Origin of the sequence: Paenibacillus sp. Soil766 (genome assembly GCF_001428105.1) — a bacterium.
Classification (GTDB): Bacteria; Bacillota; Bacilli; order Paenibacillales; family NBRC-103111; genus Paenibacillus_E.
This window is the reverse complement of record NZ_LMSJ01000060.1, coordinates 148709-160969: the sequence shown is the minus strand read 5'-3', so window position 1 is coordinate 160969 and position 12261 is coordinate 148709. Positions and strand designations below refer to the sequence as shown.

The 12261-nt window shown below is 45.2% G+C and carries 10 protein-coding genes; 7 read left to right on the top strand and 3 right to left on the bottom strand.

The annotated features are described in order from the left end of the window. Positions 1–2 precede the first annotated feature (2 nt). Positions 3–710, top strand: coding sequence for a FadR/GntR family transcriptional regulator (locus ASG89_RS34620; protein ID WP_057315887.1), 708 nt, complete (start codon positions 3–5; stop codon positions 708–710). Between the two features lie 598 nt (positions 711–1308). Here the strand turns inward: ASG89_RS34620 and ASG89_RS34615 are convergent. From ASG89_RS34615 to ASG89_RS34605, 3 genes are read right to left on the bottom strand one after another with little or no spacing between them, the layout of a single operon-like run. After that, positions 1309–2394, bottom strand: a complete 1086-nt coding sequence (locus tag ASG89_RS34615; RefSeq protein WP_057315886.1) for a Ger(x)C family spore germination protein — start codon at positions 2392–2394, stop codon at positions 1309–1311. Continuing rightward, positions 2391–3500, bottom strand: a complete 1110-nt coding sequence (locus ASG89_RS34610) for a hypothetical protein (protein WP_057315885.1) — start codon at positions 3498–3500, stop codon at positions 2391–2393. The genes ASG89_RS34615 and ASG89_RS34610 overlap by 4 nt, the downstream gene beginning before the upstream one ends. A gap of 3 nt (positions 3501–3503) precedes the next feature. Further along, the gene (locus ASG89_RS34605; protein ID WP_057315884.1) at positions 3504–4847 is read right to left on the bottom strand and encodes a spore germination protein; all 1344 of its coding nucleotides are present in this window, start codon (positions 4845–4847) and stop codon (positions 3504–3506) included. A gap of 368 nt (positions 4848–5215) precedes the next feature. Between ASG89_RS34605 and ASG89_RS34600 the strand changes: the two genes are divergently transcribed. The 6 genes from ASG89_RS34600 to ASG89_RS34575 are packed head-to-tail and all read left to right on the top strand — an operon-like array spanning position 5216 to position 12245. Beyond that, positions 5216–6151: an ABC transporter permease gene (locus ASG89_RS34600; RefSeq protein WP_057315951.1), complete on the top strand. Its 936-nt coding sequence runs from the start codon at positions 5216–5218 to the stop codon at positions 6149–6151. Positions 6152–6167: 16 nt separating this feature from the next. Continuing rightward, entirely contained in the window at positions 6168–7049 is an 882-nt protein-coding gene (locus tag ASG89_RS34595) for a carbohydrate ABC transporter permease (protein WP_057315883.1), read from the top strand. A gap of 59 nt (positions 7050–7108) precedes the next feature. Further along, entirely contained in the window at positions 7109–8626 is a 1518-nt protein-coding gene (locus tag ASG89_RS34590; RefSeq protein ID WP_057315882.1) for an extracellular solute-binding protein, read from the top strand. Positions 8627–8667: 41 nt separating this feature from the next. Further along, positions 8668–10134, top strand: a complete 1467-nt coding sequence (locus ASG89_RS34585) for an aldehyde dehydrogenase family protein (RefSeq protein WP_057315881.1) — start codon at positions 8668–8670, stop codon at positions 10132–10134. A gap of 33 nt (positions 10135–10167) precedes the next feature. Then, positions 10168–11079, top strand: coding sequence for a dihydrodipicolinate synthase family protein (locus tag ASG89_RS34580; RefSeq protein WP_057315880.1), 912 nt, complete (start codon positions 10168–10170; stop codon positions 11077–11079). Continuing rightward, on the top strand, positions 11076–12245 hold the full coding sequence (locus ASG89_RS34575; RefSeq protein ID WP_057315879.1) for a mandelate racemase/muconate lactonizing enzyme family protein: 1170 nt from the start codon (positions 11076–11078) through the stop codon (positions 12243–12245). Before ASG89_RS34580 ends, ASG89_RS34575 begins: the two co-directional genes overlap by 4 nt. The last annotated feature ends 16 nt before the right edge of the window (positions 12246–12261 follow it).

Here is a 12261-nt window from a genome sequence, read left to right as displayed (position 1 = left end):
ATATGGAAGTTACGAAGCTGCAGAAACAGAATCACTATGATGAGATTGCTCAGCAGATCAAAGAGATGATCATACAGGGTCAGTTGAAGATGGGCGATAAGCTTCCTTCTACCAAAGAGCTGTCCGATCGCTTCGGCGTCGGTCGTTCCACGATGCGGGAAGCCCTCAGCGCATTGAAAGCGATGGGCCTCATTGAGATTCGCCAAGGCGGTGCTTGTCGTGTCATTCGGCAGGCGCCAGCGGAGGTTTCATTGCCCGAGTGGACATCGCTGCGGATGAATCGAACCACGCTTCTGGAGCTCATGGAAGTGCGGCAATCTCTCGAGATATCGATCGCGGCCATTGCTGCGCGGAAACGAACGACGGAGGACTTAGCTCAGCTGGAGCGCATCATGCAAGACATGGAGAATTCTGTTGGCGATGATGCGGAGGGTGAACGAACCGATCTTGCCTTTCATGAGCTGCTCGTGCAAGCGACGCATAACGCCATCATGGTGCAGACGTGTGACTCGATCCGCAATGCGATGGAAATGATGATTCGCGATATTCGACGCGCGGAGCTCTATGCGAATCAGGAAGTGGCTGTCCAGCTTTTGAAGGAGCATAAAGTGATTCATGAAGCGATCCTCAGCGGAGATCCGGTGCTGGCATCAGAGGCGATGCGCGAGCATTTGGAGCATGTGGAAAGTATTTTGATCAAATATATATGAGTAGCCGGAGGGGCTTCCCACAACTCGATGAGTTGAGGGGGAGGCCTCTTTTTTGGTATGAGAATGGGGCTGGTGACCCAAACTCACCCTCAAAGACCCATGCCGCGCATGAGATCGACGAAAAAATCGACTTACACGAAAGGAACAGGGCCCCTGCGGTGATGTAAGTCGAAAAAATCGACTAACACGAGAAAAACAGTGCCCCTGCGGTGCTGTAAGTCGAAAAAATCGACTAACACGAGAAAAACAGTGCCCCTGCGGTGCTGTAAGTCGAAAAAATCGACTTACACGAGAAAAACAGTGCCCCTGCGGTGCTGTAAGTCGAAAAAATCGACTTACACGAGAAAAACAGGGGCCCCTGCGGTGCTGTAAGTCGAAAAAATCGACTTACACGAAAAGAACAGTGCCCCTGCGGGCGTGTAAGTCGAAAAAATCGACTTAGACGAGAAAAACAGTGCCCCTGCGGTGCTGTAAGTCGAAAAAATCGACTTACACGAGAAAAACAGGCCCCTGCGGTGCTGTAAGTCGAAAAAATCGACTTACACGAGAAAATCAATGCCCCTGCCGCAGGCATGAGGGCGAAGAGGATCAGCTACCCTCAATGCACCAAGCCCGTACTCTCAATTTTCACATGCGTTTCCACTTCGAATTTAACCTCTGGATAAACGGACTGCCAATACGCCCAATCCTTCTCTTTGCCAAAATGCTGGCCCAAATAATGAAGCCCAAAGCCATAGGGGTCAACCTTGGCATCTCTGATTTTGTAGAGGAGATCCTCTACGGTTTGGTTGACATGCTGTTCAAGCTGCGGCTGTACTTTGTGAGTGTCCAAACGCAGGGTGCCTTGTTCAATCATCCCTATAAGATTAAGTTTCAGTTTGACGACGGGCGTAGCATCTTTGGTAATCGAAATATGCTTCGTGACACGAGCTACATAGAAGCTCAGTGGCTCTCCATTATATGTAATCCTAATCCCAGCCTTGCTGAACTCATTCGCACTCATATTATAGAGCTGAGTTTCCTGTGGGTTGAGAACGATACTTTGATTTTTTTTATTAAGTAAAGCAAGGTGCTCAACCACGTAAGAATCACCATCGAAGCTAATGATTGGAAAATAAGGATCTAACCCTTTTTCCTTGAAACGTCGGAAGGTGTCAAACAAAAGCGCGGTTACCGTGTAGGGAGAAACCGTTCCCTCTTTACCGAAGGTGAGAAAAAAGGAGTTTCCAGCAAGTCTCTCTGTTGTGGGGTTCGACTCCAGTAATTTGCGTGCACTAGGTTCAGCAACGGCTGTATAAGAAATCAGTTGAATGTCGCGTCTTCGCGTAAGCCAATTCAATGGTTCTTCCAGAGATTCCTTCGTTAAGGTAGCACCAAATAAGAACATACGGCAATGACCGAAATCAAGCTCTTTATCCACATGTGCTTTGAGATTTCTTACAGCTTCCGCAATGCTCTTGGCTTCTTGATACTCGATCTGGCTCTCTGCCAATCCCTCACCGACCTTAGAAGCGGGGATGGCTAGCCGCAGCGTGACGAGATAAGGATTATCCTCTTTGCCTGTCCAATCGACACCCATAGCGACGACAAAGAAACGCTTGTCAATATCCTTAAAGCTGCATCCGCCAAGACATGTACAGATAAGTAGAAGGGATAGACAGGTGAGAAATGGTTTCATTTTCATAGGTGTACCTGTTCCTTTTTTTGCTTCCTAACGAAATAAAGCATCAGGAAAAGGAGATAGATCTCAACGAAGAATCGAAGCACTAACCAGCCTTCGGAAATGTACTGATTTCGCTCCAGATTGACGACACGCATAAAAAGGAGTGCAAGTAAACCAATGCCCACTCCGAGCCATATGTTCAGCCACGGAACAGGGTCTTCTTCGACTTCAACCGCGCCATTGATGCAGTAGCGGAGTAACATGATCGTCGTGTGCCAGGTATTCATGACGAACAACAGCGATAACCCTGTGAAGAGGAGTAGAAAGACGAACAAGACGCGGTTAATAAACCCATACTCGGTCACCATGGAATCCGCCGTCATACTCCATAGGTAAACATAATTTTCAACCCCAACCGTACCATGGAAGCCAATAGGCACAAAAAAAGTAATCAGCAAAAATAAAATACCGAATAATGGAACGATCCATCGGAACCGGAATTTAAAACCCACCGTATACAATCGATTGAAAATGAGGAGGCTGAGATAGCCAGAGAACAAGAAGGTAGCGGCAGCGACCGTTTCGAAAGAAGGTGGTTTATTGACATAACCAGCCACATAACGAATCGCATCCCAGTTAATATTTTCATTGAAGATAGCTTTCATAATAAACAAAATAAGCAATGGCGAGCTGAGAATCACCATGACTTCATGAATGAACTGGACTGTACGTGTGGACCTGCTGCATGCCCATACAGCCGCGGTTGCCATGAGAATCAGGTTCAGATAGGGGCTAATGTCGGGGTAAAAAAACATACGAACCGTTTCTGAATAAGCATAAATCACGATAATTCCAGCTGGTAACCATAGGCACAACGCGGCAAATAAGATATTGATTTGACTAAACCAACGCGGCGTATACCGATCACATATTTCCGGGAAGCCGAGTCCTGGAAACCGCTCGAAGCAAGCCATGATGCCAAGTGAGAGGATGGAGCCAATAACCATGGCAACAAGCATGCCCGAAACGGCGCCATTGAACCGATCTCGGATCAGCAGAGAGGGGACAAACATCATGATATTAATCATGCCGACATAGAGCACATGATAGTAGGTGTAGCGCGACATGAGTTACTTTGACCCCTTTCTAAGGTTGGAGTGGTGTGCTTTCGCCTCAAGTTTGGGGATATAGAAGGCCAGATAGGGTTGACCAAAGCTTCGAAGACTACACCAATAGGAAATTAAGATGAAGCCAAGAACGACGACACCAAGCAAGCCAAAGAATATCGAAGCTATCACAAAGATATATTTAACGAAGCGGACCGAGTAACCAAAGCTGTTATTCGGAATCACGAAACTAGAAATCGCGACCACGGAGGTCACAATAATCATAATGGAGCTGACTAACCCTGCTTGTTGGATGGCTTGACCCAGAATGAGGCCTCCAACTGTTGTTGCAGTAGAGCCCACATAGCGCGGAAGCCTGAGACTAGCCTCATTCAAGGCTTCGATCATGAATAACATGATGAAGACTTCGACAAAGGACGGATAAGGGACGACGACACGGCTTCCTGCGATCGAAAGGGTCAATTGGACGCGAAGTACTTCAGGATTGTAAGAAACAATCGCAATATAAAGAGCGGGTAGTGTAATCGTTAAAAGCATGGCGAAATAGCGTAGTAGGACGAGGCACTTGCTCATCCAATAGGATTCATAGTCATCATCCATGGCATGCAGGAAATCAAAGAGCCGTACAGGAAGAACGAGCCCGAAGCGGCTGCCATCTTGAAGAAGGGCAATCTTCCCTCGTTCGAGCATGGCTGCAATACGGTCAGGCCTTTCTGTTTGGAGGATGATGGGGAAAAAACGATGTCTCCGCCCCGAAAGCGACTGCATGAGCTGGCCGGCAGCTTGGAGAATTTTTATTTGTATGGTGGAAATCCGCTCGTTTAATAGTCCAAGTACATCTTCATTGACTTGATCTTTGTCATAAAGAACAGTAACGCGCGTTTTTGAGATTTGTCCAATCGTATGGGTTTCTACGCAAAGGGAGGGCGCATTATAACGCATCCGAACGAGGCTAATATTTAAATCCAAGTCTTCGGTAAGCGCACTCTGCGGCCCCTGAATGGCAACCTCAACCTGAACGGTATCGGGCTTGTCCTGGAACTTCCGCTGTACGTCGTATCGGTAGACCTGCTCTTCAATTTGTAACAAGACAGTGCCTTTGAGCAGCAATGACGTCCAATGCTCAGGGTGATCCGATTTGCCGAAAGCAGGGTTGGTGTTAAGCATACGATCGAATTCTTCTGGATTAAAACAGTAAGAGTAAGGAACGGTTAATCCATTTTTGATTAAAGCTAAGTCACAAAGAGAGGGGAAGTAAATCACTTCCATTTGTATATAGCCATTGTCTAGCGTGTCATAGAATAGGTCAGCTGGATTATTCAATTCAGCACGGATGTGTTCGATCATGCCAAGCCCCCCATTCCCTTACATTACCATTTGGCTTAGCGTGCCCTGAAAGGGAGGAGAATAATCAGAAATCGATATCCCGACGATAAGCCCGTAGTTAACATCTAGGATTAATGATGAAAACTACGGGCTTTTTGTGCTAACAAACAGAAAGTAGTCATAGCTAAATCAGTACGATTACAACAAAAAAATGATTATTTGAAGATAACGCATCCGCAAAACCACCGTCGTGTAAGGGTTTTCACGGCCGGAAAAAGAAGTTAAATGAGTACGATAGCCTGATATTCATTTTATAACTTATTATACGAGGGAAGCCAATAACAAATCAGTCAGGAGGAAGTCGAGTGCCGCAACCTTTGGAAGTACAAATGCAAAAGGCTCGATTAAGCTCATTTAAACGATCACAGCTAGTACGAGATCTCATTAGAGATCGATGGATGTATCTCCTTTTGTTTCCCGGGATCTTGTATTTTGTCGTATTTAAATATGTGCCGATGCTTGGTCTGGTCATGGCTTTTCAAGACTACAAACCCTTTACTGGATTTATAAACAGTCCGTGGGTTGGCTTTAAACATTTTGAGCGATTTTTTACGGAGCCTCAATTCTGGTCACTTTTTCGAAATACGTTATTGTTAGCTATCTATAATTTAGTTTTCTTTTTTCCACTTCCGGTCCTATTAGCGCTCATGATTAATGAAGCGAGAAGGGAGATGTTCAAACGAATCGTCCAGACACTTCTGTATTTGCCGCATTTCATTTCGTGGGTAGTCGCAGTAGGTATATTTTATGTACTATTCACAACAGAGGGTGGCGTCGTTAATGAATTATTAGCGCAGTTTGGGTTTGAGAAAATTCCATTTATGTTAAGCGAAGAATGGTTTAGGCCCATGATTATTGCGCAATCGATTTGGAAAGAGGCAGGTTGGGGGACGATTATCTTCTTAGCGGCATTATCCGGCGTAGATTTGCAGTTATATGAGGCTGCTCGTATGGATGGGGCCGGCCGCTGGCGTCAACTCTGGCATATTACAATTCCTGCGATCCGCAGCACGATTGTGATTCTGTTTATTCTAAGATTGGGAAGCTTCCTTGATACAGGATTTGAACATATCTTCCTCATGTTGAACTCGATGAACCGTGAAGTGGGTGAAGTGTTCGATACCTATGTGTATATGAAGGGTTTGACACAGGCTCAATATAGTTATAGTGCTGCAGTTGGTTTGTTCAAATCGTTAGTCGGGCTGGTACTTGTGCTCGGCGCGAATAGACTAGCCAAGAAATTTGGCGAAGAAGGCGTTTACTAGGAGGTGTAAATATCCAATGCCAACGAATGACAAGACATTAAGCAATAAAATGTTCGATTGGGTTAACTATGCGCTATTAACCCTTGTTTCCTTGATCACGATTATACCGTTTGTTTATATTGTTTCAGTGTCATTTGCAGCGCCATCAGAGGTTGTAAAGGGCGGATTGCTTTTGATACCTACCCAATTTACGCTTAGTGCGTATAAATACATTTTTTCAACGGACACGATGATTAGAAGTATCGGAGTATCGATTTATATAACCGTTTTAGGAACGCTGATTAATCTAATACTCACTTCATTTACAGCATATCCATTGGCTCGGGCTACATTGCGAGGCCGTAAAACATTCATGCTATTGATCCTCATTACGATGCTTTTCAGTGGAGGTATGATCCCGACCTACTTCGTAGTCAAATCGGTTGGTCTAATCAATTCGTATTGGTCTCTTATGATTCCAACTGCAATTAGTGCATTTAACTTAGTCGTTCTAAAAAACTTTTTTCAGCAAATTCCAGACGGATTGGAGGACGCTGCGCGAATTGATGGCTGCAACGATATTGGAACTTTATTCAGAATCGTGCTGCCCTTGTCCATGCCAGCCATGGCGACTTTTGGACTGTTTTACGCAGTGGGACATTGGAATACGTTCTTCCATGCAGTCATTTATATCAACGATTCTGAGAGATGGCCGGTGCAGGTAGTGCTTAGGCAAATTGTTCTCATGTCTCAAGATAAAATTGGAGATTCGACCTCACAGTCTGATCCGACCGATTATTTGCCTCAAACGATTCGGATGGCTTCGATTGTAGTCGCGACAATACCTATTGTTCTCGTATATCCTTTCTTACAGAAGCATTTCGCGAAAGGCGTTTTATTAGGTTCGGTAAAGGGATAACCTAAAATGGTTTATCTTTGCATATGTACCACATTATTCATAATTATGGAGGGGTAAGAATGATGAAAAAAGGGTATATGGCTCTACTTTGCTCCATCGCGTTGACAACAGGTACACTTGCAGGTTGTGGAAACAGCACAGATCCGAAGAATGAAGATATAACGGTAGATAACACACCGCTAGAGGTGACCATTGCTACGCCGCAAGTGGGGGAAGCGCCTAAAAAGGGCAGCGACATTGAGCAGGCCATAGAGAAATATACAAATGCTAAAATTGATATTCAATGGATTCCAGATGCAGCATTTGAAGACAAAAAGAACATCATGATCGCTTCTAGCGAAATGCCCAAAGCTTTTAAAGTGAAAGCTAATGCTTCGACCTTAAACGCCATTCAGTCCGGCTTGTTCTGGGAAATTGGCCCATTATTAAAGGATTATAAAAATTTATCGGAGCTTAGCCCGATGTATTATGACAACATTAAAGTGGATGGAAAGCTATACGGGCTGCCGTTATACCGTGACATTGGACGTGCAGGTATCATTTATCGTAAAGACTGGTTTAGTGGGCTTGACTTAAAGCCTCCGGTAACACTAGACGATTGGTACAACATGGCTAAAACGGTGGCAGAAAAAGACCCTGATAAGAATGGTCAAGCGGATACTTACGGCTTTTTCTTGGATAAAAACTATAACGATCCAGCCACTAGCGCCAGCTTTATGACTCGACTTTCTGTACCAAATGGAGCACCTAATAAGTGGGGGGTTGAAGACGGTAAAATCGTAGCTGAATTTATGACGAAGCCATACATGGATTCGTTGAAGTTGTTAAAACGTTTGTATGCTGAGAAATTAATTAATCAGGATTTCTCCATCGTGCAATCGGCTGATTCCGATAATAAATGGAATGCGGGTAAAGTGGGCATTCGTGTTAACACGGTGGCAACAGCTGCACAGCTTTCTTCTGACAACGTTTTGAAGTCTACGCCGACGGCAAGTGTAGATGTCGTGCCATTCGAAGGTCCATCTGGACTTAAAGTACCAGCTGAGTCTGGAAACAACGGTTTTTTCCTATTTCCTAAATCAAGCGTGAAGACAGAAGCAGAGTTGAAGCGTCTATTAGGTTTCTTCGATAAGATGCTTGATGCTGAAATGTCAACGTTGTTGACGAGAGGAGTTGAGGGCAAACACTTTACCAAGACAGATGATGGCAAAGGTCAATTTAAAGATTTGACGTTGTTCAACCTTGAAGTTAAACCATACCGAGACAGCTTGCCTTCATTTGAGACAGCAGGCAAAGGTCTACCTTTAAAGCAATCCGAGTTACAGGCTAAAGGTTCGAAAATAGCGCAAGACAATCTGAAAAATGCCGTACCAAATGTGGCTTTGACTTACAATTCGAAGACATACACAGAAAAAGGTGTAGAACTAGACAACATGATTCGTGACGCTCAAACCAAATATATTATGGGTAAAATCGATGATGCTGGCTGGCAGACTGAAATCGAGAAATGGATGAAAGCAGGCGGCGAGAAGGTCATTGCTGAGTACACGGCAGAATACGCTAAGCAGAAGAAGTAAAGTGATCCATAAATATAGAGTTTGAGAGATGGAGTGAGTAGATGCTTACCAATGTAAATGTCATCGAAAAAACCGCTTATATCAATGGCTGCTGGGTGGAACCCGGCAGCCGCCCTTCTAAAGATCATTACAGCCCCCTGAATACGGAGTTATTAGTGGGACGCAGCCTACAATTGAGCAAGGAAGACGTGGACGTAGCTGTTGCGAGTGCTAAGCAAACGCTTCCAAATTGGTCTGGCTTGTCAGGAACACAAAGAGCTGCTTATTTGTTTAAAGCCGCACAGAAGATTGAGGATCATCTTGAAGAGTTGGCACAACTTCTTACAGCTGAGATGGGTAAACCGATCGGCGAGGCAAGAGGTGAAGTCAATCGCGCTGTCGTTCTGTTCCGGTATTATGCAGGTGAAGGACTACGCAGCATCGGCGAGGTATTGCCTTCCACAGACGGTGTATCCCACTTATATACGACGCGGGTACCGCTTGGCGTCGTAGGCCTGATCACACCTTGGAATTTTCCTGTTGCCATTCCCGTATGGAAGATGGCTCCAGCCTTAATATTCGGTAACACCGTTGTATGGAAGCCTGCAGAACATTCTACCATTACAGCATCCAAGCTCATGCAACTCTTGGAAGAGAGCGGCTTGCCGCAAGGCGTTGTTAATCTTGTTAGCGGCTCAGGCTCCGTTGTCGGACAACGTATTCTAGATCATCCTGATGTGACAGGAATCTCATTCACGGGCTCAGATGCTGTCGGTAAGCAAGTTTCGCAAGCCGCATCGTCCCGTCATGCGAAATATCAATTGGAGATGGGCGGGAAGAACGCGACAATTGTGCTTGCGGACGCTGATCTGGAGAAAGCGGCTGATGTGATCATTAGCGCTGCCATGCGGTCTGCTGGCCAGAAGTGTACGGCGACTAGCCGTGTTATCGTCGAGAAGTCTGTGAAGGAACAATTGACCACCCTATTGATCGAACGGGCGAACCGCATTAAGCTGTCTAATCCGCAGGAGAATGACTGTTATCTTGGACCTGTTGTGTCCAAACGTCAATACAAATCTATTCTTGAGTTTATCCAGATTGGCATCAAGGAAGGGGCCCAAGTGCTTGCTGGTGGGAAAGCCAAGACAGAAGGCGAATTCGCCAGAGGGTACTATATTGAGCCTACGATTCTAGATCATGTCGACCCGCAGTCGACGCTCGCACAAGAGGAGATTTTCGGTCCTGTTTTAGTGATAAACGAGGCAGATCATCTTGATCATGCGATCGATCTGGCTAATGGCGTTCGTTACGGACTGGCAGCCGCGATTTTTACACAAAGTCAAAAACATATTCATCAATTTGTAAATCGAATTGAGGCGGGCTTGATTAAAGTGAACGGTGAAACCGCTGGTGTGGAACCGCAGGCTCCATTTGGCGGTATGAAGCTATCCAGCTCCTATTCCCGTGAACAGGGACGAGCAGCAATCGAGTTTTTCACACAAGTCAAAACCGTGGTGGTTACACCATAGTCATTGGAGTGAATCGAAAGGAAGAGAAACCAGATGGACTATGCTGCATTTAGTAAAAGGCTGGAAACGATTTCAGCTATCAATATTACACCTTTTGATGAAGAAACACGTCGCATTGATTGGGAAGGACTGGAAGCGAATATCGAGTTCTTGCTGGCGAATGGTACTGAAGTTATTGTGCCTTGCGGAAACACGGGCGAATTCTATGCGTTAACACTGGAAGAAGCAAAGGAAGTGACCAGACGGGTCGTAGAAATCGTCAATCATCGTGCCATTGTCATGGCTGGTATCGGGTATTCCGTTGAAACTGCGGTAGAGCTTGGTAAGCATGCCGAGCAGGTTGGTGCGGATTGTGTGATGATCCATCAGCCCATTCATCCTTATATCACTACGTCGGGTGCGGTGTCCTATTACCGTAATGTGATTGAAAGTTTAGCTATTCCGTCTATTCTTTATTTGAAAGATGCACATGTGTCGGATGATATATTGTTTAGCCTGGCACCACTGGATAAATGTGTAGGTGTGAAATATGCCATTAACGATTTGCCTCGGTTTACGGAAACTGTGCGCAAGATCAGCGCATGTAATAACATTGCTTGGATATGCGGCACAGCTGAAAAGTGGGCGCCTTATTTCTACAATGCAGGCGCAAAGGGATTTACATCGGGTTTAATCAATGTGAATCCGGGCATTTCGAAAGGAATGCTGCAAGCATTACGGGATCAAGACTGGCCAACCGTTTGGAAGCTGTGGGAAGATGTTCTGCCTTTTGAGAACTTGCGTGCCAAATATAATGCCGGTAACAATGTGGTCGCTGTGAAGGAAGCGATGGAACAGTTAGGACTTCGTGCAGGTGTAACGCGCGAACCTGTTGATCCTTTGAATGAATCAGATAAGAAGGAAGTAATGAACTTACTAAGAGCATGGGGGCTGCTAACGTCATGAAAATATCAGATCTTCGACTTACGGTTATCGCAATGCCGCGAAATACTGGTTTTGTTTGCAAGCATGTCATCGTTGAGATTGACGCTGATAATGGATTGACAGGTATTGGCGAAATGTCGGACTTTTCTCATCTTCCTCATTATTCATTAGATATTCAAGATATGGCTGTGGTGCTTAAGTCCATCTTGCTAGGACAAAGCCCATTTGACATCTCATTGCTCAATAAAGAACTGCTCAGCAATTTTCCAGAAACGATGTTTTATTACGAAAAGGGTAATTTTATCCGCAACGGGATTGACGCGGCTTTGCACGACCTTTGTGCGAAATCGCTTGGAATTTCCGTAGCTGAATTTATTGGCGGAAGAATCAAAGAGAAAATCAAAGTTTGCTATCCGATTTTCAGACATCGCTTCATGGAAGAGGTCGAAGAAAACCTGGCGATTGTTCGCGAGAGACTTAGTAAAGGTTTTGATACATTCCGACTTTATGTTGGTAAAAATCTGGATGCCGATGAGGCATTTTTGGATGGCGTCAAACAGGAGTTTGGGTCGACAGTAACGATTAAATCGTTGGACTTCAGTCATCTGTTAGACTGGAAATCCGCGTTAAAGGCTACGAAACGACTATCGCAATATGATTTCCAAATGGTGGAGAGTCCTGCTGTTCAGAATGATTTTGAAGGACTCCATCACTACCGTATGAACACGGAATATCCAGTAAGCGAGCATGTGTGGAGCTTCCGCCAGCAATCTGAGATGATTAAGCACGATTCGGTGGATATATTTAACATTTCACCTATTTTTATCGGTGGAATTACCGCTGCTAGGAAAGCGGCGGCAGCAGCGGAAGTCGCTGGGAAATCGTGCTTGATTGGTACAACGCAGGAGTTATCTGTAGGTACAGCTGCTATGGCACATCTAGGAAGTTCCCTTGTGAATTTAAACTATACATCAGATCCGACGGGACCTGAATTGTATATTGGCGATATCGTTAAAAATCCAGTTCAATACGAGAACGGATATCTACTTGTTCCAGGACGTGACTTACCTGGTCTGGGTATGGAGCTTGACTGGGATCAAATCAACACATATCGCGTGGACGATCTAAGCTGGGGGAACGTATCCGTTCATCAACTTCAGGACCGAACCTCTCAAACCAAGAAGTAATGATGCAACCAGCCGT

Coding starts and splice junctions, on each gene's coding strand:
- ASG89_RS34605 (WP_057315884.1), bottom strand. CDS start 4,847: ATGATCGAACACATCCGTGCTGAATTGAATAATCCAGCTGACCTATTC.
- ASG89_RS34600 (WP_057315951.1), top strand. CDS start 5,216: ATGCAAAAGGCTCGATTAAGCTCATTTAAACGATCACAGCTAGTACGA.
- ASG89_RS34585 (WP_057315881.1), top strand. CDS start 8,668: ATGCTTACCAATGTAAATGTCATCGAAAAAACCGCTTATATCAATGGC.
- ASG89_RS34595 (WP_057315883.1), top strand. CDS start 6,168: ATGCCAACGAATGACAAGACATTAAGCAATAAAATGTTCGATTGGGTT.
- ASG89_RS34575 (WP_057315879.1), top strand. CDS start 11,076: ATGAAAATATCAGATCTTCGACTTACGGTTATCGCAATGCCGCGAAAT.
- ASG89_RS34615 (WP_057315886.1), bottom strand. CDS start 2,394: ATGAAAATGAAACCATTTCTCACCTGTCTATCCCTTCTACTTATCTGT.
- ASG89_RS34610 (WP_057315885.1), bottom strand. CDS start 3,500: ATGTCGCGCTACACCTACTATCATGTGCTCTATGTCGGCATGATTAAT.
- ASG89_RS34590 (WP_057315882.1), top strand. CDS start 7,109: ATGATGAAAAAAGGGTATATGGCTCTACTTTGCTCCATCGCGTTGACA.
- ASG89_RS34580 (WP_057315880.1), top strand. CDS start 10,168: ATGGACTATGCTGCATTTAGTAAAAGGCTGGAAACGATTTCAGCTATC.
- ASG89_RS34620 (WP_057315887.1), top strand. CDS start 3: ATGGAAGTTACGAAGCTGCAGAAACAGAATCACTATGATGAGATTGCT.